Annotated in this window: 20 protein-coding genes, 1 other RNA gene and 4 pseudogenes; 8 read left to right on the top strand and 17 right to left on the bottom strand. The window is 43.1% G+C overall.

Annotated features, from left to right (window positions below):
* Position 1: 1 nt before the first annotated feature.
* From iolD to NLX67_RS14880, 6 genes are all read right to left on the bottom strand, one after another.
* Positions 2-1,912, bottom strand: a complete 1,911-nt coding sequence (gene iolD, locus NLX67_RS14900; protein WP_254312308.1) for a 3D-(3,5/4)-trihydroxycyclohexane-1,2-dione acylhydrolase (decyclizing) — start codon at positions 1,910-1,912, stop codon at positions 2-4.
* Between the two features lie 29 nt (positions 1,913-1,941).
* Positions 1,942-2,925, bottom strand: a complete 984-nt coding sequence (gene iolC, locus NLX67_RS14895) for a 5-dehydro-2-deoxygluconokinase (RefSeq protein WP_254312307.1) — start codon at positions 2,923-2,925, stop codon at positions 1,942-1,944.
* A 17-nt stretch (positions 2,926-2,942) separates the two neighbouring features.
* A complete protein-coding gene (iolB, locus tag NLX67_RS14890) occupies positions 2,943-3,767 on the bottom strand; it encodes a 5-deoxy-glucuronate isomerase (RefSeq protein ID WP_254312306.1) in 825 nt (274 codons plus the stop codon).
* Positions 3,768-3,842: 75 nt separating this feature from the next.
* A complete protein-coding gene (locus NLX67_RS14885) occupies positions 3,843-5,312 on the bottom strand; it encodes a CoA-acylating methylmalonate-semialdehyde dehydrogenase (RefSeq protein WP_254312305.1) in 1,470 nt (489 codons plus the stop codon).
* 565 nt (positions 5,313-5,877) lie between these two features.
* Positions 5,878-6,000, bottom strand: coding sequence for a hypothetical protein (locus NLX67_RS22845; protein WP_256519898.1), 123 nt, complete (start codon positions 5,998-6,000; stop codon positions 5,878-5,880).
* Positions 6,001-6,137: 137 nt separating this feature from the next.
* Positions 6,138-6,998, bottom strand: coding sequence for an AraC family transcriptional regulator (locus tag NLX67_RS14880; protein WP_254312304.1), 861 nt, complete (start codon positions 6,996-6,998; stop codon positions 6,138-6,140).
* Between the two features lie 172 nt (positions 6,999-7,170).
* Here NLX67_RS14880 and NLX67_RS14875 point away from each other — a divergent pair, with 172 nt between their 5' ends.
* A complete protein-coding gene (locus NLX67_RS14875; RefSeq protein ID WP_254312303.1) occupies positions 7,171-7,947 on the top strand; it encodes a 3-ketoacyl-ACP reductase in 777 nt (258 codons plus the stop codon).
* A gap of 412 nt (positions 7,948-8,359) precedes the next feature.
* On the opposite strand, the gene NLX67_RS14870 is transcribed toward NLX67_RS14875, so the two are convergent.
* The 6 genes and pseudogenes from NLX67_RS14870 to NLX67_RS14845 form a co-directional block, all read right to left on the bottom strand.
* Positions 8,360-9,352 carry an ABC transporter permease gene (locus tag NLX67_RS14870; RefSeq protein ID WP_254312302.1) on the bottom strand — a complete coding sequence of 331 codons (993 nt, stop codon included), beginning with the start codon at positions 9,350-9,352 and terminating at the stop codon, positions 8,360-8,362.
* 19 nt (positions 9,353-9,371) lie between these two features.
* Entirely contained in the window at positions 9,372-10,892 is a 1,521-nt protein-coding gene (locus NLX67_RS14865; RefSeq protein ID WP_254312301.1) for a sugar ABC transporter ATP-binding protein, read from the bottom strand.
* Between the two features lie 57 nt (positions 10,893-10,949).
* Entirely contained in the window at positions 10,950-11,909 is a 960-nt protein-coding gene (locus NLX67_RS14860; RefSeq protein ID WP_254312300.1) for a sugar ABC transporter substrate-binding protein, read from the bottom strand.
* A gap of 586 nt (positions 11,910-12,495) precedes the next feature.
* Positions 12,496-12,795: pseudogene (locus NLX67_RS14855) on the bottom strand (Gfo/Idh/MocA family protein); the annotation flags it as partial.
* Between the two features lie 12 nt (positions 12,796-12,807).
* Entirely contained in the window at positions 12,808-13,158 is a 351-nt protein-coding gene (locus tag NLX67_RS14850) for a Gfo/Idh/MocA family protein (protein ID WP_254312298.1), read from the bottom strand.
* A 442-nt stretch (positions 13,159-13,600) separates the two neighbouring features.
* The gene (locus NLX67_RS14845) at positions 13,601-14,359 is read right to left on the bottom strand and encodes a DeoR/GlpR family DNA-binding transcription regulator (RefSeq protein ID WP_254312297.1); all 759 of its coding nucleotides are present in this window, start codon (positions 14,357-14,359) and stop codon (positions 13,601-13,603) included.
* Positions 14,360-14,553: 194 nt separating this feature from the next.
* Here NLX67_RS14845 and NLX67_RS14840 point away from each other — a divergent pair.
* A pseudogene (locus NLX67_RS14840) lies at positions 14,554-14,925 on the top strand (aldehyde dehydrogenase family protein); the annotation flags it as partial.
* A 23-nt stretch (positions 14,926-14,948) separates the two neighbouring features.
* A complete protein-coding gene (fba, locus tag NLX67_RS14835; RefSeq protein ID WP_254312296.1) occupies positions 14,949-15,803 on the top strand; it encodes a class II fructose-1,6-bisphosphate aldolase in 855 nt (284 codons plus the stop codon).
* 561 nt (positions 15,804-16,364) lie between these two features.
* On the opposite strand, the pseudogene NLX67_RS14830 reads toward fba, so the two are convergent.
* The 3 genes and pseudogenes from NLX67_RS14830 to NLX67_RS14820 form a co-directional block, all read right to left on the bottom strand.
* Positions 16,365-16,508: pseudogene (locus tag NLX67_RS14830) on the bottom strand (family 1 glycosylhydrolase); the annotation flags it as partial.
* Positions 16,509-16,510: 2 nt separating this feature from the next.
* A pseudogene (locus NLX67_RS14825) lies at positions 16,511-16,938 on the bottom strand (MFS transporter); the annotation flags it as partial.
* A 199-nt stretch (positions 16,939-17,137) separates the two neighbouring features.
* A complete protein-coding gene (locus NLX67_RS14820) occupies positions 17,138-18,343 on the bottom strand; it encodes a Gfo/Idh/MocA family protein (protein WP_254312393.1) in 1,206 nt (401 codons plus the stop codon).
* 209 nt (positions 18,344-18,552) lie between these two features.
* Between NLX67_RS14820 and NLX67_RS14815 the strand changes: the two genes are divergently transcribed.
* The 3 genes from NLX67_RS14815 (at position 18,553) to ssrS (ending at position 20,233) form a co-directional block, all read left to right on the top strand.
* Positions 18,553-19,389 carry an AraC family transcriptional regulator gene (locus NLX67_RS14815; protein ID WP_254312295.1) on the top strand — a complete coding sequence of 279 codons (837 nt, stop codon included), beginning with the start codon at positions 18,553-18,555 and terminating at the stop codon, positions 19,387-19,389.
* A gap of 298 nt (positions 19,390-19,687) precedes the next feature.
* Positions 19,688-19,927, top strand: coding sequence for a hypothetical protein (locus tag NLX67_RS14810; RefSeq protein ID WP_254312294.1), 240 nt, complete (start codon positions 19,688-19,690; stop codon positions 19,925-19,927).
* A 109-nt stretch (positions 19,928-20,036) separates the two neighbouring features.
* Positions 20,037-20,233: non-coding RNA, 6S RNA (ssrS, locus tag NLX67_RS14805), on the top strand.
* A 338-nt stretch (positions 20,234-20,571) separates the two neighbouring features.
* Here the strand turns inward: ssrS and NLX67_RS23070 are convergent.
* On the bottom strand, positions 20,572-21,660 hold the full coding sequence (locus NLX67_RS23070; RefSeq protein ID WP_375143391.1) for a Y-family DNA polymerase: 1,089 nt from the start codon (positions 21,658-21,660) through the stop codon (positions 20,572-20,574).
* 141 nt (positions 21,661-21,801) lie between these two features.
* Entirely contained in the window at positions 21,802-22,170 is a 369-nt protein-coding gene (locus NLX67_RS14795; RefSeq protein ID WP_254312293.1) for a YolD-like family protein, read from the bottom strand.
* Between the two features lie 335 nt (positions 22,171-22,505).
* On the opposite strand from NLX67_RS14795, the gene NLX67_RS14790 reads away from it, so the two are divergent.
* Together NLX67_RS14790 and NLX67_RS14785 are read left to right on the top strand one after the other, a co-directional pair.
* Positions 22,506-22,766 (top strand): MerR family transcriptional regulator, encoded by a 261-nt coding sequence (locus NLX67_RS14790; RefSeq protein WP_254312292.1) that lies wholly within the window; start codon positions 22,506-22,508, stop codon positions 22,764-22,766.
* A gap of 190 nt (positions 22,767-22,956) precedes the next feature.
* On the top strand, positions 22,957-23,292 hold the full coding sequence (locus NLX67_RS14785; protein ID WP_254312291.1) for a hypothetical protein: 336 nt from the start codon (positions 22,957-22,959) through the stop codon (positions 23,290-23,292).
* Positions 23,293-24,496: the final 1,204 nt, after the last annotated feature.

The following is a 24,496-nucleotide window of genomic DNA, read 5'->3' as shown; positions in this document are numbered from 1 at the left end:
CTTAATACGTCTTCGCTGTTTTTAATTTTTCTGTCCGTGCGGCGTATGCTTTTTGCACACTTTCTGATTCCGATACCTCGGCCACACCGACGTTCCACCAACCATCGTAGCCATCTGACATCGTCTTAGGCAGCACCTTCATTTCAATTAACGTTGAAACGGACTGCTTTTTTGCATCCTCAATCGCTGCTTTTACTTCTTCTACAGTGTTGGCTTTATACGTTTTCGCCCCGTATGCTTCTGCGACCTTGGCATAGTCGATATTCATGATCTGGTTGTCATGCGTGCGGAATTCGCAAAAATACGTACCGCTTCCATGCTCCATTTGCAGGTTATTAATACAGCCGTAGCCCGAGTTGTCGAACAAGAGAATATTGATTTTTTTGTCGTATTGAATCGCGGTGACAAGCTCAGTATGAAGCATCAGGAAGCTGCCATCTCCAACGGCCGCATATACTTCACGGTCCGGATGCGCAAGTTTAGCGCCAAGTGTACCCGCTACTTCATAGCCCATACATGAGTAGCCGTATTCCAAATGATAGGTGTTTGGTACATCTGAATGCCATAAGCGCTGCAGGTCACCTGGAAGCGAGCCAGCTGAACCGATGATAATGCTGTCCGGTGCAACCGCTTCATTGGCGGCGATTAACGCGGCCGTCTGCGTAAATTCAGTACCTAGCACATCAGCGTATTCATTCATGATGTCCTGTGAAAACTGATCCTTAATTTCCGGTGTAAAGTTCTCTCTGCTAAACGTTGTGCCTGCTAAACGGTCACGCTCAGCCAGCCACTCGTTTTTCCATTCTGTCAGGCTGCCGCCAAATTCTGTTTCATAGCCTTCCAAAAGCGGTGCCAGTTGCTCAAGCGCTGTTTTTGCATCAGCCACGACCTGGAAACCGTCCAACTTGTACGCCTGTAAGCGGCTTACGTTAATGTTTAAAAATGAGGTTTTCTCAAAATCAAACTGCGTTTTCGATGATGTCGTAAAGTCGGTATAGCGTGTGCCGACGCCGATCACAAGGTCTGTGTCGCGTGCTGCTTTGTTCGCCGCCGACGTACCAAGAATGCCAATGCCGCCCAGGTTGTTTTTAAAGGAAACTTCAACCGTTGATTTCCCAGCCTGTGTTTCCACAAGCGGAATGTTATGCTTTTCGGAAATTTGCTTTAAGATTTCGCGGGCACCTGAATAGCGTGCACCGCCGCCGACAATAATCATCGGTTTTTTGCTGGCTTTAATTCGTTCCACCGCGCCTTGAAGCTCGCGTTCTACTGCTGGCTTGCGGTCCAGGTAATGAACTCGTTTTTCAAAAAAGCGCTCATCATAATCAAAGGCTTCTCCCTCGACATCCTGTGCAATGCAGATCGTTGCCGGGCCTGCTTTACCCGGATCCGTCATCACTTCAAATGCGCGGATAAGTGCTGACATGAGCTGCTCTGGACGCGTCACACGGTCCCAGTAGCGTGAAACAGCCATAAATGCTTCGTTTGTTGTTACCGCTGTGCTGTGCTCATGCTCCAATTGCTGAAGAACCGGATCAGGCTGGCGCGTGGCAAATGTATCCGCCGGGAGCAGCAGGACAGGAATGTTATTTGCAAGCGCTGTTCCCGCTGCCGCGATTAAGTTGGCTGAACCCGGTCCAGCTGACGTTGTAACGGCGTAAATTTTGCGGCGGAGCATTTCACGGCTGTAGGCGATCGCCGCATGGGCCATTCCCTGCTCATTTTTTCCTTGATAGACTTTCAAATGACCGGCATCCTGCTCAAGAGCCTGGCCGATTCCGAGAACATTCCCGTGGCCGAACACGTTGAACATTCCTTCAACGAATGGCGTTTCCTCACCATCAACATGAATGTATTGCTGATTTAAAAATTTAAGTAGCGCTTGCGCGGTTGTTAATCGAACTGTTCCCATCAGTTGCTCACCTCTTAACGAATCATTTTTTACACGTGCACGCCGGCTTCAATGAGCTTCTCAATTTCAGAAGCAACCGGCATCGCATCAGACGAGCTGTGCTTGCTGACAACGATTGATGCGGAAGCACTTCCATATTTTAAAGCGGTTTCAATGTCTTTTCCGCTGACGAGTGCGTAAAGGAAGGCGGATGCATAGGAATCTCCTGCACCGAATGTTTTTAATACGTTTGTTTTGTACGCCTGCGCACGGAACACTTCGCCTGATTTTGCGTAGGCATATGAACCTTCAACGCCATGCTTGATTACAATAATATCAGCGGAATGCTTGAACAAGTTTTCAATCGTTTCGTCGTTGTTGCCGCCTTTTACATTTTCCATCACATCAAACTCGTCACGTGTGCCGATGACGATATCAGACTGCTCGGCAACAAGCGTGTAGTAAACCGCTGTTTCTTCTGGTGACAGCCATGTGTACGGACGGTAGTCGAGTTCAAAGACAATTTTTACGCCATGCTTTTTCGCCAGGCTGACTGATTTTAAAAGAGCTTCACGAGACGGGCTTTTTGCAAGCGCCGTGCCAGATACAAGCAGGATTTTTGCTCTTTTAATGTAGTCTTCGTTTACTTCGGACGGATCAAGGTATAAGTCTGCTACGTCATCCCGGTACATTAAGATGCTGCACTCGCTCGGGCTTAAAATTTCGGTAAACGCAAGACCCGTTTTATGGCCTTCTTTATCGATGACCATATTCGATGTATCCACACCCACTTCACGCATGTATTTTTCGATAAAACGGCCGTGCTGGTCATCCGCAAGCTTGCCGATAAAGCCAACCTTCAATCCAAGTTTCGCGCTTCCGATTGCCACGTTTGCCGGTGAACCGCCCACATATTTGGTAAACGTCATCGTCTCTTCCATTGGCATGTTGTATTCGTTTGCATTCAAGTCGATGCAGGCACGTCCCACTGCAATCACATCAAGTTCTTTATCGTTATTAAATGTATAATTCATCTGTGTTCAACGCCCCTTTACTTTGGTTGCCGTTTTAAAATCCACTCATGATCCGGGTCATTATGGAATTTCCAAATGCGTGTCGGGCCTGCCATGACATTTAAGTAGTAGGATTCGTACCCATCTGGAACACCAACTGGATGATAGCCCGCTGGAACCAGAACAACGTCTCCGTTTTCAACGGTCATCGTTTCATCGATGGACCGGTCATCTGTATAGACGCGCTGAAACACAAATCCTTGCGGCGGGTTCATTTCATGGTAGTAGGATTCTTCTAAAAATGATTCTTCTGGAAGATTATCTTGATCGTGTTTGTGCGGCGGGTAGCTCGACCAGTTGCCGCTTTCTGTATAAACCTCTACAACAAGCAGGCTGTTCGCACGCGGGTCGGAATCCGGCAGAATGTTGTGAACCATCCGCTTGTTGCTTAAAATGCCGCGGTGTTCGATTCCAACCTCCGATGCTTTAATCCATTGTGTTGGAAGCTGCTCGGTAGATGGTGAGTAGCAAAGCGCTACGCGTGCATGTGTCGCACCTTCTACTTGGAACGATTTGTCGTTTGATACATAAATGCTGTCTGTCGGCACCTTTTCAAAGACATTTCCGCGTGTGCCAAGGTCACGGAACGTTTCACTTCCTTCTGTTACGTGGATTTTGCCTGTCAGGGCGACAATGCAACATTCTGTTTTAGCAAGTGATTCCGTATAGGTGGCGCCGGGAGCCAACTCAATGACTTTAAATCCGACATATTCGAGTGGAGAATTTTCTTTTGTGACGTCCTGAACGACTGTTACGCCTTCAGACAGCTCGTTTTTCGCTGGTTTTTGGAGCAAGCGGCTCATATATGTACCTCCTTGTTTTTTCTTGATTACCCCGCTGCCCGGCAGGTGCCGGACAGCAGGGGCGAATTCAAGGCATTACTTCACGTAGCGTGCAGTGACCATTTTCTTGCGTGTATAGAATTCGACGCCATCTTTGCCGTTCGCATGCAGGTCGCCGTAGAATGAGTTTTTATACCCGGAAAATGGGAAGAATGCCATTGCAGCCGGCACGCCGACGTTGATGCCAAGCATGCCTGCATCGATGGTTTCACGGAACTGGCGGACCGCTGAAGCGCTGTCTGTGTACAGGCATGCACCGTTCGCAAACGGAGACGCGTTCGCTGTTTCGATGCCTTCTGCTAGGTCTTTCACACGGACAACCGAGAGGACCGGCGCAAAAACTTCATCCTGCCAGATTTTCATTTCTGTCGTTACGTTGTCAAAAATCGTTGCGCCGAGGAAGTAGCCTTCTCCTTTCGCTTCAGGATCTTCGCGCCCGTCACGGACAAGCGTTGCACCCTGCTCTATACCTGACTTAATGTAGTTGACTGTGCGCTCTTTCGCGTTTTCACGGATAATCGGGCCAAGGAAAACACCGTCATCCAATCCGTTTCCAATCTTGATGCTGTCTGCTTCTTCTTTCAATTTTGCAATAAACTCATCGGCAACGCTGTCTTCTACTGCGACAACCGAAGCGGCCATGCAGCGCTCGCCCGCGGAGCCGAATGCCGCGTTTGTAATGTCTTTCGCCGTTGTATCAAGGTTCGCATCTGCCAATACGATCGAGTGATTTTTCGCACCTGCGAGTGCCTGCACACGCTTCAGGTTGGCTGCGCCGGTTTTGTACACATATTCTGCCACTGGCTGGGAGCCTACGAACGAGATGGCTTTCACTTCCGGGTGCTCGAGAAGGCCGTTTACGACGTCGTGAGCACCGTTGACTATATTCAGGACGCCATCAGGAAGACCCGCTTCTTTAAATAGATCGACAATACGAGCGGCAAGAAGCGGTGTACGCTCGGATGGTTTCAAAACGAACGTATTTCCGCATGCAATGGCCAGCGGGAACATCCAGCAAGGAACCATCATTGGGAAGTTGAATGGTGTGATGCCGCCGACAACACCAATCGGATAACGGTACATGCCGGATTCAATATTGGTTGCGATATCTGGAAGCTGGCTGCCCATCATCAGTGTCGGTGCACCTGCCGCGAATTCCACACACTCAATGCCGCGCTGCACTTCTCCCATGGCTTCCGATAAGCTTTTGCCGTTTTCAATCGTGACAAGCTTCGCCAGCTCTTCCCAGTTGTCGACAAGAAGCTGCTGGTACTTGAACAGGATGCGTGAACGCTTTGGCACAGCTGTTTGTGACCATGTTTTGAATGCTTCTTCTGCTGCTTCTACCGCGCGGGCGACATCTTCCTTTGAAGACAGTGGCACCTGTGCGATTTCTTCTCCTGTAGCCGGATTGACGACCGTTTCGAATTTACCGGAAACAGAATCTACCCATTCTCCGTTTATATAGTTCTGTAATGTTTTTACCTCTAAATTAACAATTTTCATCTGTTCGTTCCTCCCCAATTTTCTTTTTATACATTGATTTCCATTCAATTTGAAATCGTTTTCAATTTCAATACTGAATTTCCTAAGTAGGATTAGAATAAAAACCAATGCTAGTGCTTCCTTTTAAAAGATAATGTGAACATCCAACTGAAATCGATTTCAATAAAACGATGAAAAAGAAGATATCCAGCAAGTAATCACTTCGTGAAAGCGCTGACTGAAATCGATTTCAAGATTGAATATCAAAATACTTGTAAAACTTTATAATGTGATTTTAAACAATAAAATAGAATTTGTAAACACTTTTTTTGGAATTTCAAAAACTTTCAGAACATAATCGTTTTGAAAGTTTTAAGCTTCCTTATGTGTACTCTACCCAAATGGCTCCATTATCTGCGGACCGAACACAATTTTCTACCCACCGCACACCTTCGACACCAGATTCAATTCCAGGATACCAAATGTCTAAAGGTTTTCCATCTCGCTCTGATGCTACCACCGTTGCTGCGAAACAGGCATATAGATTCGACCAGGCTCCATCGGGATGTACCCGTAAGGACCTAGTTCAATCCCCTTTATAACCGGCGAGTGCAGCCTCTTTCAAAACCCGCTCCCATGGAGGAATAAACGGATTTTTCGGATCATCTACACCCCAGCAGCAAGGAGCTCCCGCAATATGAGTACTCAATTCGTTCACCTCGTTTAACAGTCTAAATATCTCTTCAGCTTTCTGAATTAAAGTATGTAGATAAGCGCTTACAAATTATTTATCCTGACAAAACTTTTTTTATAATTTGCGGACATAAAAAATACCCCGGAAAGAATCTAACGCTGGGACTTCTTTCGATATTGCCCTAGTGTGACACCTATTTCTTCCTGAAACACGCGAGTGGAATAATGAACAGATGAAAAACTGTACTGCCCCGCTATCGTTTTAATTCCGAGTGTCGTCATCCGAAAGGCTTGCGCCGCAGCGTCAACTCGTTCACGGCGTACAAAATCGGTAAAGGAAACGCCTAAATAGTTCGCAAATAATCTTGATAAGTGCCGAGTGGAAATGTGTAAATATTGAGACACCTCTTTAATAGATAATGACCTGTTTAAATTATCCCGGACAAATAGCTGGACTTGATTTACCAGCACTCTTCTCTTAGCGTCATCTGGACTGCTATCTTCAAGGATCCTTTCTGTTGTGTAAAATAACGTTTGAAGAGATAGCATGAAAGAATGGCTCAGAGAGTGCAAAATGTCCGTTGAACAAGGACTGCTTGCCTGCAGAATCAACGCTTTCAACAGATAGAATGCAGGGGTATCTTCTACGTTATGAGCGATCAAATCCTCTGCTTCAGCCATTTGTTTCGCGTAACGAACGCATGCTTCTCCAGAAGAGGCCGCATCCACATTAAATCCAGTCCAGAACAGCGAAAGGTCCTGCCCCTTGTACACTCTATGAAGCTTTTCAGGCTTCGTGCAGAAAAACATCCCTTTTGTTAATGGATAATGATGTCCTCCCTCATAATAATGACCCGTACCGCCAAACACATAACATAACTCAAAAAAAGAATGTTTATGTAAAGGGTTGTCCGGATGATTTGAAGGCGCTCCCCATGAGTAAACATGAAATGATACACTTCTTCCGCCAGCATAAATACATTGTTTTTTCAGTCTGTTAATCGCCTGATCCATTATCATCCCTCATTTCATCAGAAAGTTATAATTCCTTCATTTTACACAAAATTGAATCTTTTTTGTTTAGTTTATCGTGCGGCCCAAACGATCATTTTATACAAATCCGTTGTTGTCTTCATTCAGTACTGCTATGATGAATGAAGAAAATTTTTACATTGGAGGAACGAAAATGGCTCAGTCACTAAAAGGAAAAAAAGCAATCATCACTGGCGGCGGCCGCGGCATTGGACGTGCAATTGCTGAAGCGCTCGCTGAAGAGGGTGTTCACGTCGGGCTGATTGGCCGTACGGTGGAGCATGTGCAGGCAGTAGCAGAGGATTTAGCCATCAATCCCATAGTGGCAACGCGCGATATGTGCGGCCGTCCCGTTTTATTGCCGTCAAAAACAGAAATCAAAACTGCTTTCGCCGCAGCAGATGTGTCCAACTTGCAGGATGTTACGACAGCTGTGGAAAAAGTGAAAGCCAAGCTCGGTGGAGTTGACATTTTAATCAATAACGCAGGCATCGCGAAGTTCGGCGGCTTTCTTGAACTGGATCCTGATGAATGGAAAAAAATCATTGATGTCAATCTGCTTGGCGTATACAATGTCACACGAGCTGTTTTGCCGGATTTAATTGAGCAGAAATTAGGAGACATTATTAATATTTCCTCTACTGCTGGTCAAAAGGGTGCCCCGGTGACGAGCGCGTACAGTGCATCCAAATTCGGCTTGCTCGGGCTGACGGAATCTCTTGCTCTTGAAGTACGCAAGCATAACATCCGTGTCAGCGCCTTGACTCCGAGCACCGTGGCGACAGATTTAGCCGTTGAAAACAACTTAACGGACGGCAATCCGGACAGCGTTATGCAGCCGGAAGACATTGCTGAATTTGTTGTGGGACAATTGAAATTAAACAGCCGCACTTTTATTAAATCAGCGGGCCTGTGGTCGACAAATCCATAAGAAAAAGAAGCTGGGATATAACAGCCAAAAATCATAAGAAAAAAGGCGTCGATCATCAAAAATGATGATCGACGCCTTTTTTCTCCTGTTATCCTGATGGACGGCGTGGAATTTGTTCGACAAGGGCGTGGACAGCTTAGGCAATATCATTATTTTGGAGTTTGATCTCTAAATCCAGAGGCAAAATCACTTGATTCATTTTATACTTTTTAAGCATAAGGACAACCTCCAATGGTTATAGTGTGGTAACTTTAATTTTATCAGAGATTGTCCTTCTTTTCATAATAAGAATGAAAAATATCATAACAATAAAAAGAATGCCGCGAATGAATCTCTTGTTCGCAAGGGAATTTCTTATTTTACTTTACTGAGTTTTGTCCCAGCCTCTTTTTTGCTATGGTCACAGCAAATTTTACTTTTTCTTATGTTTCCGCGCATCAACGTAAACGGCAACGGTAATAATGGCACCTTTTAAAATTTGCTGCCAGTAAGAAGACACATTCATTAAATCAAGACCATTATTCATCACCCCGATAATCAGGGCACCGATAATCGTTCCACCGATGGTTCCAATACCGCCTGTTAAGCTGGTCCCTCCGATAACGGCTGCCGCGATTGCATCCAGCTCATACATCGTACCCGCTGTCGGCTGCCCTGACGCAATACGTGCGGTTAAGATCAGCCCGGCAATCCCCACTAAAAGACCATTAAACGTGTAGACCAAAATTTTCACTTTTGTTACATTGACGCCGGCGATCATTGCTGCCTGCTCATTGCCGCCAATCGCATACACATATTTGCCAAATCTCGTTTTGTTTAAAAGCACGTACGAAATAACACCGATAATCGCGAAGATAATAACAGGCACCGGGATGCCAGCAATCATGCCTTGTCCGAGGAATAACAATGAATCGGATAAACCGCCGATCGGGCGCCCGCCGCTATATAAAAGGGCAAGCCCACGCGCCGCCGTCATCATGCCAAGTGTCACAATAAAGGGAGCGATATTTCCTTTTGTAACTAAAAAGCCGTTAAAAAGACCTGTGCCGGCACCGATGGCAACGGCAACAAGGAGGGCCACAATCAGCGGATAGGTTCCTTCCTGTGCAAACGTTGCGACAATCACCGACGTTAACGCGATAACAGAACCGGATGACAAGTCAATTCCGCTTGTAATGATAATGAAGGTGACCCCAATGGCGACAATCCCAATCACTGACATCTGTCTGACGATATTAATGATATTGTTGGAATTGATAAAGTTCGGCTCAAGCGCCGTCATCAGCGCAACCAAGGCGATCAAAATAAGGAGCATGCCGTACTTTTTGAATATAACGGCCGCTTTTGATTCTTTGTGAAGCCCTGCATCTGGATTGTTATTGGTGACGGTTGATAAATTGCTCATTGACATTGCCTCCCTATCTTTACGATGTTTTTTGTTTCATTAATTCCCCACGAGTCGCAAGCTCCATAATCGCTTCCTGCGAGGCTTCCGTCCGGTCAAGAACGCCTGTCTGATAGCCTTCACTCATGACCACGATTCGATCACTGAGCCCAATTACTTCTGGCATTTCCGATGACACCACAATGATCGCTTTGCCTTGCTTGGCCAGATTAAAAATCAAGTTGTAAATTTCACTTTTCGCGCCAATGTCAATGCCGCGCGTCGGCTCGTCCAGGAATAAAATATCCGGATTGTGAAGCAGCCAGCGGCCGATCAGTACCTTTTGCTGGTTCCCGCCGCTTAAATTGCTGATCAGCTGGTCCATGTTCGGCGTTTTAATGTTCATTTTTTTCTTTTGGTCCGCGCAGTCGTTTTCGATTTTTTTCCGATCAAGCAGTCCGCCTTTTGTGTATTTCGCGATGTTCACCATGATCATGTTATCCCGTACGCTAAGTGGCAGGAAACAGCCGGTTAACTTCCGGTCTTCTGTCAGAAGGCCAATTCCAGCGTTGATCGCATCTTTCGGCGAACGCATTTTTTTCTTTTGGCCGCTGACGAAAATTTCTCCTGAATCCGCCTGCATAGCGCCGAAAATCGTCTCCAGAATTTCACTGCGCCCAGAGCCCATTAAGCCTGCAATTCCAAGTACTTCTCCTTTGCGGACCTGGAAGTTCACATCGTAAAACTTTCCTTCTTTCGTCAAGTTCTTCACTTCAAGCGCTACTTCTTTCAGTTCTGCATGCTCTTTATTAAAGACCTGGGAAAGCTCACGTCCGACCATCATTTCAATCAGGCGCTCACGCGACATATTATCAATGGAATCCGTACCAACGTACTCCCCGTCGCGGAAAACCGTTAAGGTGTCGGCGATCTGCTTGAGTTCTTCCATTTTGTGCGTAATGTAAATAATGCCGACGTCTTTCTTTTGAAGAGAACGAATAATCTCGAATAAGTGCGCCACTTCTTTATCTGTAATGGCGGATGTTGGTTCATCCATAATAATGAGCTTCGAATCATAAGAAACGGCTTTCGCGATTTCGACCAGCTGCATTTTCGCTACCGTTAAATCAATCATTTTGGATTTCGGGTTGATCGTATGAATGTTCAGGCGTTCAAAAAGCGCTCTCGTATTGGCAACAAGCTGCTTCTGGTTAACCAGCCCTGTTTTGCCGTACGTTGGTTCACGGCCGAGAAAAATATTTTCCGCAACGGTCATTTCCGGCACGGGGTTCAATTCCTGGTGAATCATGGAGATGCCTTTATCCAGCGCTTCACTGACGTTGTTAATTTTTAATTCCTCTCCATCAAACACCACTTTTCCCGTGTCCGCTGTGTAAATACCGATCAAAATTTTCATGAGGGTTGATTTTCCGGCGCCATTTTCTCCCATTAAAGCATGTACTTCGCCTTTTTTTACATCCAGCTTAACGTTTTGGAGTGCTTTCACGCCGGGAAAGCTTTTTGATATATTGGACATTTGTAAAATGTATGGAGATGTCATTTTCCTCACCTCAAATTTGTTTTATAAAATCTGGGCGGGGTGAACCGCCCAAACTTTTTACTGCCACTTCTTCACGTATGTTTCAACGTTTTCCGGTGTGATCAATTCAAATTCGATGAAGTTCATTTTTTCTACTTCTTCACCCTGTGCTGCTTTTGCTGCAATTTCAAGACCTTTTGACCCTTGTCCAGCCGCATCTTGGAATACAGAGACTTTCAGCTTGCCTGATTTTACGTACTCAAGCGCATCTGGTGTACCGTCGATACCTGCTACCACAACCTCATCTTGCTTGCCTGCTGCTTCAAGCGCCATGATGGCACCAATCGCCATTTCGTCATTGTTTGCCACAACAGCGTCAATTTTCTCACCTGATTGCAGCCAGTTTTCCATCAATGTCATGCCTTTTGCACGATCCCAATCTGCATTTTTCTCTTTCACTAGTTTCAAGCCAGGATTTTCATCAATTACTTGCTTATTTCCTTCTGTACGCTTGATTTCCGCTTCCTGTCCGGACTGGCCATTCATAATTGCCACGTTCCCTTTACCACCAAGAAGTTCTGCAACAGCTTCCATTTGAATGATTCCTGAATCGATTGAGTTACCGCCAACAAACGCAGTTGCTTCTTCAATGCCTTCATACGTACGGTTTACAACAACAATTGGAATTTCTGCTGCATTTGCCATATCAACGATTGTGCTAACTGATTCTGTGTCAACTGGTACGATCGCAATTGCATCAACACCTTGAGAAATGAATGTTTCAACCTGTGACATTTGTTTTGCTGCATCATTCATTGCATCTACATAAACACCTTCAATGTTGCCAGCTTCTTTTTCATAGTTTGTCATACCATCTTGCAAGTAGCTAAGCCATTTATCATCAAAATCCGGCAGCGCAACACCAATTTTTAATTTTTCTTCTCCGCCAGAGCCCGAATCTTCTCCGCCCCCACAGCCTGCTAGCACAGTAGCAAATACCATCATCATTACCATCAATAACAACAATTTTTTCTTCATTCTGTAATCCTCCCCCTGAGTAAATATTTATAACAAATATGAAATCGATTTCAAAATTGTTTGGTTTTACAATTAAAATGCACCTTAAATCTACGCAGAACAAAACAATTACTGAAAACGATTTCAAAATTATTATCAAGTAAAACATTCGATTTAAACGATACATTCGCGAATAGCGATACAGCAGGCTTTCTGACAGGATTATTTTGTTTAGAATACCTGTCTTGCTGAATTTATGAAATCGTTATCATTTTGCTCTTGTAAAAAGAACTCAAAATAAATTATCTGAATAATCTATTTTGTAAGGGCTTAACTACATGATAATTCATGAATCAGGAAAGAGCAATCTTTTTTTAAAAATTTTTTTGGCAAAAGAAATGATCCATCATCGAGTCTTTTTACATCTGGTGTCGCAAATGCAGTCCGCGGTTTTCTAAATATAAACAAAAGCTTTCCGTAGAATAGAGTCCGTGCACGCATCCATGGCGATTAAATTATGAATCATATCTTCCATTCGATCGTCCGGTATGGATCCTGATAAAATACACGCTGAAATATATTCTACTTCGAGCTTGTAAGGGTTTCCTTACAAATGCTCACTGCGCTCTTCTCCATTTTCGTTCGTGACGACCAGGATGCCGTCACCTTGAAACAGATGCGTTGTTAGCGCTATCTTCACTTCTATCATCCCTTTTGTATCGATCAGTTCATACGTTTCTGTTTTGACCCGATCCATACCAGCATCGAATAAAGCAGTGATGCCATTGTCAAGCTCCAGCATGCCAGTTATGCATGTATCCACCTGATAAACCGGGTGAATTCGGTTTGAAGCAATCACTTGTACCGGCTCTGAACCAATCAAATGCCGAATAGCGTGAATACAGTAGCAACCAACGTCTTATAGGCTGCCGCCGCCAAGTGACGAGTTTATTCGAATATTTTTATTTTTATTTTCAAGGAAGAAAGACAAGCCGAGCCGCACCGACTTTACCTCGCCAATTTCGCCAGTTGCTACGATTTCTTTCAATCGATTATGCTGTGGATGAAACTGGTACATAAAGCCTTCCATAAACAAAACCTTATTTTCTCTGCAAACACTGATCATATCCTTTGCGTCCTCCGCTGTTAATGCAGCAAGCTTTTCACACAGAATATGTTTGCCTTTTTCTGCAGGTTTTTTTACCCATTCAGTATGCAAGGAATTCAGCAGCGGGATATAAACCGCATCGATATTATCATCCTCAAGCAATTCCTCCTATGTGCCGGACTCTATTAAAGAGTGTTTTTTCTCTCTGTACTTTGAGGACGATTCACAAAAATTATGTGTTGCCTTTTAAAGCCACTTATCACGTGAAAGGTCTTTTGACGAACCTTGCTAATTCCTCTTTATGTTGAATATTCTTTATTGTAACACCAATGATGAAATCGCTCTCATTAAGAAAGAGGCTTAAAACTTTTTCATTGCTTATGGTCCTCATTATAAGCCAGCTGGACAAGGATGTCTTTATAATATAAGGTCTTTTCATTGTACTTTCAGGACATGTTATGAAAATCAAGAACTGACTCTATCTTTTTCTGGTCTGCTCAACAAAAAAACCTCTACAATAGCAGAGTACGGACTTTAGACAAACTCGAGGAAATTCGAGTTTGTCCAAAGTCTGAATCCGGCTATGCTGCCGGATTTTTTTCATTCATTCACCTTTGATGGTTTGAATCCGATGCTGCTCGGCATACTGGGCATATTCCATGGGCAGATCAGTGTCGGTAATGATGCAGTCGATATCGCTCAACTTGCAGTAGGTGGTCAGGCCGTAGCGGTTTATTTTCAAATGATCGATTAACAGGAAGCTTTGCTGGCTCCGCTCGACAGCAGTTCGTTTCAGCTCTGTTTCAAGCGAAGAGGAATTGGTGACGCCGTTTGAAATGGAGACGCCAGTGGACGCCATAAAAGCTTTTGTAACGTTGTATGTTTTCAACAGCTCCACATTTTGCGGACTACCAAGTGCATTCGTTTTGCGTTCAAGCATGCCACCAATGACGATGACGGTTAAGTGGTCGAATGGAAGCGCGCGGGTAATAAATTCTAAATTGTTCGTCACAATGGTTATCTCTTTTTCAAAAATCCCTTCAAACATTTCCAGCGTCGTCGTGCCGGAATCGATGAAAATAATATCGCCGTCTTCGACAAAGCGCGCAGCTGCCAGGCCAATGGCCGTTTTGGCGGGTTGGCTGCGTACTTTTCGCGTTTGAAAGGATTCCAGTATTTTCGGCTCCTTTGCCTTGACGCCGCCGTATATTTTAGTAAACTCTCCGCTTTCAACGAGCTCTTGTACGTCACGGCGGATTGTATTTTTAGATACTTGAAAAACAGAAACGAGTTCATCAAGCGAAACAGACTGGCGGCTGTAAATAAATTGTTTTACCTGGCTAATGCGCTGTTCTTTAATCATCGTGCGTGCTCACCCTCTAAGTTGCTATTTTCGTTTAATACTATCAATAATTCCTCTTTATATCATCACTTTCTCTTTGTGGATGCAAACATTCAATTTTTTTGATCATGTTTTGGTTAACTTATTATTATTTTTTTATTATATTATGTTTACATTATGTTTTTTTTATACTACCATTGGGGTGCGGAAAAGAAGGCGACCGCTACTTCCCCGGCCCGACGATTTTTGATAACGTCACAACGAACATGAAAATCTGGCAGGACGAAATTTTTGCATCGGTTTTGTCCATAGTACGTGTAAAAGACCTGGCAGAAGGCGTAAAAGTCGCCAACGAATCGACGCTTGGGGCGTGCCTGTACACCGACAGCGCGTCCGCGGTGCGCCAGTTCTGGGAAACGATTCATGCGGGGATGCTCGGAATCAATGTTGGGGGGCCGGATCCGATGGCGTTCTTCCCGTTTTCGGGCTACAAAAATTCACTCTATGGCGATATGCATGCGAACGACAAAGACGGCGTTGAGTTTTATATACGCAAAAAAATGGTGACGGCACGGTATATGAAATAAATCAGCGAAGAGGAGAGAGAAAAATGGCGTTAGTTTCAATGAAGGAAATGCTCCAAAAAGCAAAACGGGAAGGCTATGCGGTCGGTCAGTACAATATTAACGGTTTGGAATTTGCCCAGGCGTTTTTGCTTGCGGCAGAAGAAGAGCAGGCACCGATTATTTTAGCTTCATCAGACCGGCTTGTTGATTACCTTGGCGGCTTTAAAACGGTTGCCGCAATGGTGAATGCATTAATGGAAGAGCTGAACATTACCGTTCCCGTTGCGCTCCATTTAGACCATGGCATGAGTGTGGATCGCTGCATACAGGCTATTGATGCAGGCTATACGTCTGTGATGATCGATGGCTCGCACAGCCCGATTGATGAAAATATTGCGATGACGAAGGAAGTTGTGGCGTATGCGAAGGAAAAAGGGGTTAGCGTCGAGGCGGAGGTCGGAACAGTGGGCGGTCAGGAGGATGGCATGGTTGGCGGCATTCAATACGCGGACATTGATGAGTGTATCCGTATCGTCCGAGAAGCAGGCATTGATGCGCTTGCGGCGGCACTCGGCTCAGTTCACGGTCCTTACCAAGGCGAGCCAAAGCTTGGATTTGATGAAATGAAAGAGATCTCAGAAAAAACAGATGTGCCACTCGTTTTGCACGGCGGATCGGGCATCCCGCTTCACCAGCTTCACCGGGCGACTGAACTCGGTCATGCGAAGATCAATGTGAATACCGAAAACATTCAGGCATGGACCGCTTCTGTCCGGAGCACATTGGCAGAAAACCCGAACATGTACGAACCGCGCCTCATCCTGCTTCCGGCGATCGAAGCTGTGAAGGAAGCTGCTAAAACGAAGATGAAAGAATTTAAAACGAGCGGTCGCGCGTAAATAAATGATAGATATAAGACATTCAGGTACAGCGCCTGAATGTCTTTTTTAGTTATGTTTCTATACTTTATTTCAAAAAGTTTAAAGTAATCATTTTCAATTAAAATAATCTATAATAAGATCATTCTAAAGAGGTGATCAAATGGATTTTTGTCCGAGATTTGAAAAGCAATGCAGCTTTTTCTCATACAGTGATTGCATCATATTTGAGACGAACAAGGTGCGAGAAAAACACCTTTAGATTTCCTAAAAGCCGCCTCTTTACCAGCAACACCAAAATCTTATTATCTAAAATATTCATATGCTTGCTTTCTTTTTTTAAATAAGTTACCGTGTTGCTTGATGAATAAATCTGAAAGATTATGTGGATATGAAGTTGAATAAGGACTATCTTTAGTCATTTTGAATGAAACCTTAGTTTAAACTACTTGGTGTGGAGGATTGATCGCTTCGTTCATATCAGTTAAAGAAGGACACAAATTTATTTTTATTAATCTTTCAGGACTGCCCTATTTAAGAGCAGTCCTGAAAGATTATTTTTCTCTGTTTATTCCATTCGTATTAGAGACTTTCTCCATTTGTTGAAATAACGTTCTTGTACCAGTCAAATAACTTTTTCTTTTTTCTTTCTAGTGTCCTGTTGCCGTAATCATCCTGATCTACGTAAATAAATCCATAGCGTTTCGACATTTCTGAAGCACTCGCACAACAATCATGAGCTCATTCTGGGTAACGATCCTTCCTCTTCTTTCCATAAGCGACATTTCTGCCAGATAGGTCGGAACGGTTACCGATGCTCCGCCAACCGCAAAGCCTAATAGAAAACGAAAGATGACCATTGTTGCAACATTTGGGGCGAGGGTGCATCCAACAGCACCTATAAAGAACGAACGGCTAGATAGAGGATATTCTTACGGCGTCCTTTATAATCTGACAACTGACCACCCAGCACAGCGCCAAAAAGAAGCGAACTAGCTACAAGACCTTCAGTAAATGAATTGAGTCCAAGTTCTTCAGACATAAAAGGCAAAGCACCATTGATAACGCCTATGTCATATCCAAAGAGAAGACCACCAAATGTGGAGATAATAATAATGATGCCTAAAAAGGGCTTTTGGCTTTCCTGCTTGTTCATGTCAAATCCCCTTCTAAGATGTATTTGTAAAATTATTCTATTCTTGACTTCTGGCTCTCTCAGATTCCTCTCTTGATTTTTAAGTCTATATATTTATATAGCAAATAAGGGTCTATAGTTACTCTGCTATATTCAATAGCAATTAGACTATTGAATACAGCAGATATATTTTACAGCGAATGATTTTTAAAAGGACAAATTATGTTAACTGTGTTTCTTGCTCATATTTAAAATCAACCCAGGCAGCTCCCTGATCAGCCGAACGTACACAATGTTCAATCCAGCGAATGCCTTCAATCCCAGCATCAATATCCGGATACACGAGGTTATCCAGCGTTTCTTGATCACCACGGTTTTTTGCATCAATGGCAATCGCAAATTTAAGGTAAATATTGGCCCACGCGTCAGACAAACCTTCTACGTGTAAAGCCCCTAAACGTTCATCTGCGTTAGAGCTGTCATCCAGGTACGGCATAGCACGAATCAACGTTTGTGCAGGCTGGCCTTGGATTTCATACGAGAGTTCCCCACCCTTGTTGTCCCACCACTCCAGACTTCCTTTTGAGCCGACAATGCGAATTCGATGGCCATCCATACATCCTGCATTCACTGAAGAGGTCCATAGTCTTCCTACCGCGCCATTTTCGTAGTGCATCATGACATATGCATTGTCTTCCAATGGAGCCCGGCTGCTGATAAAGCTCTGGCGGTCACAAAGCAGCTTCTTAATCTTCATGTCAGGCATGATTAACTGGGACATATAATACGTGTGGGTCGAAAGATCACCTAAAACGAAACTCGGCCCTGCAATCTTCGGGTCAACCCGCCACTTTTGTGCATCGCTGAATTTATCGGCTTCATCTGTCGCGCTAAAGCCATGTGTATACTGCAACTCGACCATACGGATATCACCAATTTTCCCCTGCTCAATCATCGCCCGCATCTGAAGCAGCATCTGGTTACCTGAGAATCCATAGGTTACTCCCACTATTTTCCCTTTCTCTCTTGCGAGCGCTTTAACCTCTAAGCCTTCTTCAGTCGTGAAGAATAACGGCTTTTCACAGATGACATGAAGGCCTGCTTCCAAGGCTGCTTTTGTAATTTCATAGTGCGTGCCGTTTGGCGTAGCGATAGATACGACTTCAATGCCATCCTTTCTTTTTGCTTCCTCAGCAAACATCGTTTCATAGTTCTCATAGCAACGGTCTTCCGCCACACCGAGATGAATGCCAAATTCTTTTCCTCTGGCAGCATCAATATCAAATGCGCCTGCCACTAATTGAAAAGCTGTGTTGTCTCTTAATGCCCCAGTGCGATGTTTATATCCTACCTGGCTGAGTCTTCCTCCGCCTATCATTGCCCAGCGTAGCGGTCTTGCGATTTTTTTCTCTCCATTCAACATAATTAAATTCCTCTCTTCCACATTTAAGTTTTTTATTATTGCTGTAAGAAATAAAAAAGCAATTTATAGGATATTTTTCAAAATCATGTTTATATACCTAATATAGTTGAAAACAAAAAAATCAAAAATACACAATGTTGCTTTATTATTCATTATTCTTGCTTTTTTGAAAGCGTAATCATAAGATGATTTAAAATGAAAGGAGTATGAACATGCTGCTGAATGAACCTGGAGTAACAGAGGGTTCCCATTATTATTTTTTCACCCCTTCTGAAACCATCAAAAAACATTATTACCATTTGATTTGCTGCGGTCATTACTTTTGCAATGCGGACTACAATATCAAGCGGAATTACTTCCCTTACCTTTTATTGCTTTATATTCGAAATGGAGAACTGCATGTAAATTATCGCGATAAATCAGTAACGGCTAAGAAAGGAGATGTGCTGTTACTAGACTGCCGTGAGCCCCACCATTATTATGGCTCAGACCGACTGGAATTTATCTATATACACTTTGAAGGACCTAATTCTCAGGAATTATGCCGCTATATCATGAAACAGCATGGGTTTTTCTTTCAGCATAAACACAATGTCGAGATCGGAAAACGGCTTTACCAAATGATCTATACACATCACAATGAACAGGAAATGTCTGTTTCTGACTGTACGTGTATGATTTATAACATGATAAACAGCCTTTCCGCCAAGCCGGAAAAACAACACAACGAAGCCTCTCCTGTTGATAAAGCCATTCAGTATATTAAAGCGAATTTAGACAGACAGGTCACGTTAAAAGAAGTTGCTAACCATGTAAATTTAAGCCCTTATTATTTCTCTCATGTCTTTAAAACAGAAACGGGATATGCTCCGATCGAGTTTGCTACAAAAAATAGAATTGATACAGCCAAAAGCTTGTTAAAAACGACATCTCTCTCTGTATCTGATATTGCCTTTCAGGTTGGCTACAGCAGCAGCTCTGCATTTATTAATATTTTCTTCAAAAAAGTTGATTTTACCCCAACGGAATTCCGAAATCTTAATATCTAAGGAAAACAGCCTGAATATTACTCATAACAAATTTTGCGTAAAAGTTTACTATTACACAACGTTGTTAGAAAGAAAGGCACTTAATACAGTGGCTGTTCTTCTGCATTAACTCTTGTGATAGTTAAAACTTATAAAGAGACGAAAAATTCAGTCAAAGGATATTTGTTTCTATTCACCGAACTTAAAACATAAGTGAACAACATACTTGGAAACCTTATCGAAACCTGCCACACACCTTTAGAAGAGGATCACATTAAGCTTTTTAATATGCACATATGTTGAAACTTATCTTGAAAGGATGATTAAAATCGCAAATCAAACGCAAGATCAACGTGCTGAAAACCTAAGTGAAAACCTTGAGGAAATGCGCTTAACGGTGAAAGAAGCCGCTGCAGACATCCAGGGAGACTTGGCCGTTATTTTAGAACAGCTGGATGTGCAGGAGCAGTTTAATCAGGAGCTGGTGATAAAACTTAATGAACAGCAGCAATACATTAAAGATTCATTAAACAAGTCCAGCTGCTGCCCGAATCGCTGAAAGCTTCCCGAATGAAAAGTTCCGAAGAGCTTTTGCCGTTTGGGATGATTTAGGAATACAGGGCAACAACTACCATTGAATGTAACGATTGATCGTTGTAATATATGAATACAAGCTGCATTGTACGTCACGATATAAAGTTTTAACCTTTAAGCTGTAACAGGGAGTTTTAATATGAATCCGGAATGACATGCCTCGTTCGTTTTTTAAACCAATGAGGACAGGCAGGAAGGCTTCTGCGAACACCCACTTTGAGGAGTGGTGGTTTAAAACTTTCTTCTATTCAACGGCAAAGGCGGCTTCCATAATATGAATGATTATTCAGACCGAACCCTTTTGGGGCCGGTCTTTTTGCGTTTTTACCATGATGCTTGATTAGTGTGGATTTTGAATAAAGTTTGGCGATTTATAATAAAGATTGATCAAAAACCCTGATGATGTACATAGTTTTTTCTTATTAAAGCTCCCATGTAAGAACGGATTTCCTTATATAATCTGCATTACTTGCGCTGCATAGATGGCTAAAGGGTGCTTTAATGAGAGAAGGATTTCAAAAATGATCAAATTTTATTTCCTAACCCTGTAGCTACAGGATTAAGAAATTAATTCGAATTACCTTTGTGCCCGCCTACATGACCGGCCCGCTACAGGTAGGTTCCGCCTTTCATCAGGCTGTAAGCTCTAAAAATGGCATCTTTGCCGAACCGGTCGCGTATCTCATCGATTGTTTCATCCAAAATATGCCGGCGCTCATCCAGATCCGGCGGGGTAAAAAGGTCAATCTGCTCGTGTCCTGCAGGCTGAAGCTTGCTACACGCAACGTGAATCTGGCGGACCGGCTGCTGAACCCAGTATTTTTTAAAAAGCCGGATGAAATGGCCGGCGAGTTCCGCGGTTGAATTTGTGCTCCTTGGAAGCAGAACCTGGTGTTTGAATCCCCGGTCTTCAATGTCGCGCGTATACGAAATGCCAAGCGCGATACCTGACGCCGCAACGCCATGCCGGCGTAGTCGGCTCGCCACATCTTCTGTCATTTCCTTGATGACGATGATAATTTCATCTTCATTGTAGTAATCCCTCATTAAGATCTGCCCTTTTGAATAGGACTTTTCACGAGGTCCCACTTTATCAGAAAGAACGCTGTAATCGATTCCCCAGGCATGATAGTAAAGCTGCAAACCAACGATACCGTATTTCTTCTTCAGCTTCCATTTGTCCGCATGGGCGAGATCCTTTACTGATTCAATCCCGATATTGTGAAGCGAGCTGGCATATCCCGATGAAATGCCCCACATGTCCGTAATCGGATGGATAGCCCAAACTTTTTCCGGCACATCCTCATAGGTCCAGCAAGCAAGACCGTTTGGCGCATTTTTCCCTTCGTTATCAAGCGCTAATTTTGCCAACAGAGGGTTGTCACCAATGCCGACTGTGACCACCAGCCGAAGCTCGCGCCAAATCGAGCGCTGGATCGTCTGCGCAATGGTTAGCTTGTCGCCGAAAAGTCTCCGCGACGCTGTCACATCCAAAAACGCTTCATCAATGGAGTAGATATGCAGGTCTTCATCTGCCACAAAGCGGCGGAAGATGTTAATAATCATTTGGTTTACTTTGAGATAAAGCGCCATGGAGGGTTCCACCACCATCAGCCGCGGGTCTTTGGGAATGTCAAAGTTCCTGGATCCTGTTTTGATGCCAAATTCTTTTTTTACGCGAGGGGAAGCAGCCAGCACAACGGAGCCAGAACGCTCTTTATTTGCAATAACGATGATATAGGCATGAAGCGGATGAATCGCCTTCTGACCGCTTCTACGCTGGCAAAAAAAGATTTTACGTCAACACAAAGTACATCGCGGCGCGGCAGCTGATCGTCTTCAATCGGCGTCCCCATACTCTTCCCCTTCAGCAAGCGCGATAGAGACCATTTCATCTACCCAAAACGTCGAATTGAAGCCATCCAGCTTCACATACGGTTTCTGGCCGGGAATTCGGCTGCACTCTGATACAACCCCATTCACTTTCAGCAGGTCGTCATCACCAAACGTATTCAATTCAAAGATGACATCTTTTTTCAAGTGGATCGAGAGATGAATAATTCGGTTAAACTCTTCATTTCGCTGTTCATCAAACAGGATTTCTCTTCTTTCCATTTTGTTTTTTTCAGCGTTCATCATGTCAGCATGCTCGAAAAGGATCAATCCTTTCCATTTCAGCATCCCTCGGTCTGGATATAGTTTTCTCACACCAACACCACTCCTTTCAAAGAGAACATTTGTTCTATAAGTATTATATTCAGCATAAGAACAAATATTCCTGCATGAAAATGCAACTTTTATTAAAGGAAGCTATGTAAAAACGCCTGCAGTTTGCAGGCGTCTCTGTTTCTTCGTTCTAAAACATATTACTAAATGACAAGTTTAGTCAAAGGACATTGGCTTTTCTCCACCTAACTTAACACATGGGTTAAAAATGATTGAAAACCTGAATGAACGGAATCACACACCTTTGAAAGAGCGCTGTAATCGATCTTGGAACAGACACACATGTTGAAACGTATCTGGAAAGGATGAGTGGAAACATGACTCACACAGAAGATCAACGTGCTGAAAACCTGCTGGAGAACCTGGGTGAAAACCTTCGTGAGATTCGTTTAACAGTCAAAGAGGCAGCGGAACATGTGAACGAAAGTCCGGGTGTGATCCGCAATTGGATGAGGGAATTAAAAACGCATATCCCTGTCGTACAGGGTGAAAACGGCTATAACTATTTTAATCAGCCGGCATTGCAACGGTTAATGCTTATTCAACAGTTTAGACGAACTCTTGACCAATTAGTGTAATTGTTTTCTCTTTATTGTTAAAATAATTATAAAAATAATTTGAAGTGTCGACTAATGCCTGACGAATATTAAGCAATGAGTAGTAAACTTGCTATTCCAATTGAATTTGTAGAGTGAAAAGATGTCTATTTAAGTCTTTTTCATCTTAAGCTGCTATTGTAAGAATGATTTATTTATGGGGAGGGTCAATATGAAAATGAGGTATATTAAATTCCCTTTTTTTGTAGCGCTAATAATAATAATGTTAGGTGGATGTTCCAGCACAATAGAAGATTATCCATTAGCAATAAGGTGGGACAATGCCGACTATATAGGTTCAGGCACTCTTGTTTCAAAAGAGGAAATAGAAAATGAAATAGGTACTATCAGAGGGCAAGTACAAGGAGGCTTTCCGACCCAAAACGGATATGCAAATGCTTATTCTGAAGGGGAGCCAATTTTTAAAGTGAAAGACCTTTCTGTGAGTGAAGCAATAGCCGTCGAAGAAAATGGGCAGTACCGAGTATTTAATAAAGAACAGGATTAGCATAAACCTTTTACAATGACTCTTTGCGTGATATTCAAAAACAGCGTTTACATTAAAGATACGTTTCTTTTTTCATCAACAGTTTCGGTCAACGGAGCCTCCCTGCTTGCACAGATCCGCTTCCTTTTCCCCAACAAGGCAATATTGGAATGTTTTAGCATCTAGATGCATAAATTAATGTAAGCGCATTCACGTAAAAAAACTTACCTAAAAATATAGAGTCGCTTTGCTTAGTCTCTTTCCGATATACGTTAGAAAGGAGAGCGAAGATGAATTTGAATTTAGGTAGCTTAAAAATTTTTTTGGAACTGTTATGCAACTACAACTGTACAGAAATAACACACAGGTTCTATAGGAATAATCAGCCTATAGCTTTCGCTAATTGCTTAAGAAATACCACTACAATACAAGTAACTTTTATTCAAAGCGAAACGATCGAACATTATGAAAGTGTAGAAGAAGCTGCATCAGTCATTCATAAGCTAATTAATTAATAGCAAAGTAAATCAACATCCTCTGAATTCCAGAGGTTTTTTTATTAAACAGTATCAGTCTACTGTTGACCAGGAAAACAGAATGCAACATAAAGAGAATTTTATTGCATTCGCGGATACATAAAAAAACAGGCGCCGTTCATTGATAAATAAGGGATGGCGCCTGTTTTCGCTTGGCTGCCGGTCTTTCAATGCAACATGTTGGATATAAAAGTTTGTGAAATAATTTACTTAAAGTAACGGGGGCTTTAGTTTAATATCCAAAGTTATCATAAGCCGAAAATATGCAAGTTTTTATTCATTCCTTATATGTTTTCGGCTTTCTTACATTCAAAAAACATACTGCCGTAAACAGCATTTTTTAATTGCCAAATACAGTTATAAAAAATGTAACCAAAGGTATAGCTTATTGAACATAGAATAATGAACAGAGTTCTGTAACAGGAAAACTAGTAAAAAAGCGTCCTTTTGAGAACCGGACGGCCGTGTTCAAAAAAGGACGAGTTTTGGAACATATAGAGCAACATAAATGGCAATTCTTTTGAGCTATGAAGCCTAAAGTAACTCTAAGGAGGACGAGCTTAATAATTGTTTTGATGATAGCGGATAACTACACATGAACACTTTTTAATGAGTGACAAACAAAAAACACCCGCCGTCAGACGGATGTAGTAAATATAAAGGGACCATTATCTGCTACAATGCTTAGG

The organism is Domibacillus sp. A3M-37 (assembly GCF_024213455.1).
GTDB lineage: Bacteria > Bacillota > Bacilli > Bacillales > Domibacillaceae > Domibacillus > Domibacillus tundrae.
The sequence above is the reverse complement of the archived record's forward strand: the minus strand, read 5'-3'. Positions and strand labels throughout refer to the sequence as shown.

What these genes read in the sequence shown, in the direction of transcription:
- iolD (WP_254312308.1), bottom strand. Translation starts at nt 1,912, where the DNA reads ATGGGAACAGTTCGATTAACAACCGCGCAAGCGCTACTTAAATTTTTA.
- iolC (WP_254312307.1), bottom strand. Translation starts at nt 2,925, where the DNA reads ATGAATTATACATTTAATAACGATAAAGAACTTGATGTGATTGCAGTG.
- iolB (WP_254312306.1), bottom strand. Translation starts at nt 3,767, where the DNA reads ATGAGCCGCTTGCTCCAAAAACCAGCGAAAAACGAGCTGTCTGAAGGC.
- NLX67_RS14885 (WP_254312305.1), bottom strand. Translation starts at nt 5,312, where the DNA reads ATGAAAATTGTTAATTTAGAGGTAAAAACATTACAGAACTATATAAAC.
- NLX67_RS14880 (WP_254312304.1), bottom strand. Translation starts at nt 6,998, where the DNA reads ATGGATCAGGCGATTAACAGACTGAAAAAACAATGTATTTATGCTGGC.
- NLX67_RS14875 (WP_254312303.1), top strand. Translation starts at nt 7,171, where the DNA reads ATGGCTCAGTCACTAAAAGGAAAAAAAGCAATCATCACTGGCGGCGGC.
- NLX67_RS14870 (WP_254312302.1), bottom strand. Translation starts at nt 9,352, where the DNA reads ATGAGCAATTTATCAACCGTCACCAATAACAATCCAGATGCAGGGCTT.
- NLX67_RS14865 (WP_254312301.1), bottom strand. Translation starts at nt 10,892, where the DNA reads ATGACATCTCCATACATTTTACAAATGTCCAATATATCAAAAAGCTTT.
- NLX67_RS14860 (WP_254312300.1), bottom strand. Translation starts at nt 11,909, where the DNA reads ATGAAGAAAAAATTGTTGTTATTGATGGTAATGATGATGGTATTTGCT.
- NLX67_RS14845 (WP_254312297.1), bottom strand. Translation starts at nt 14,359, where the DNA reads ATGATTAAAGAACAGCGCATTAGCCAGGTAAAACAATTTATTTACAGC.
- fba (WP_254312296.1), top strand. Translation starts at nt 14,949, where the DNA reads ATGGCGTTAGTTTCAATGAAGGAAATGCTCCAAAAAGCAAAACGGGAA.
- NLX67_RS14815 (WP_254312295.1), top strand. Translation starts at nt 18,553, where the DNA reads ATGCTGCTGAATGAACCTGGAGTAACAGAGGGTTCCCATTATTATTTT.
- NLX67_RS14810 (WP_254312294.1), top strand. Translation starts at nt 19,688, where the DNA reads ATGATTAAAATCGCAAATCAAACGCAAGATCAACGTGCTGAAAACCTA.
- NLX67_RS14790 (WP_254312292.1), top strand. Translation starts at nt 22,506, where the DNA reads ATGACTCACACAGAAGATCAACGTGCTGAAAACCTGCTGGAGAACCTG.
- NLX67_RS14785 (WP_254312291.1), top strand. Translation starts at nt 22,957, where the DNA reads ATGAAAATGAGGTATATTAAATTCCCTTTTTTTGTAGCGCTAATAATA.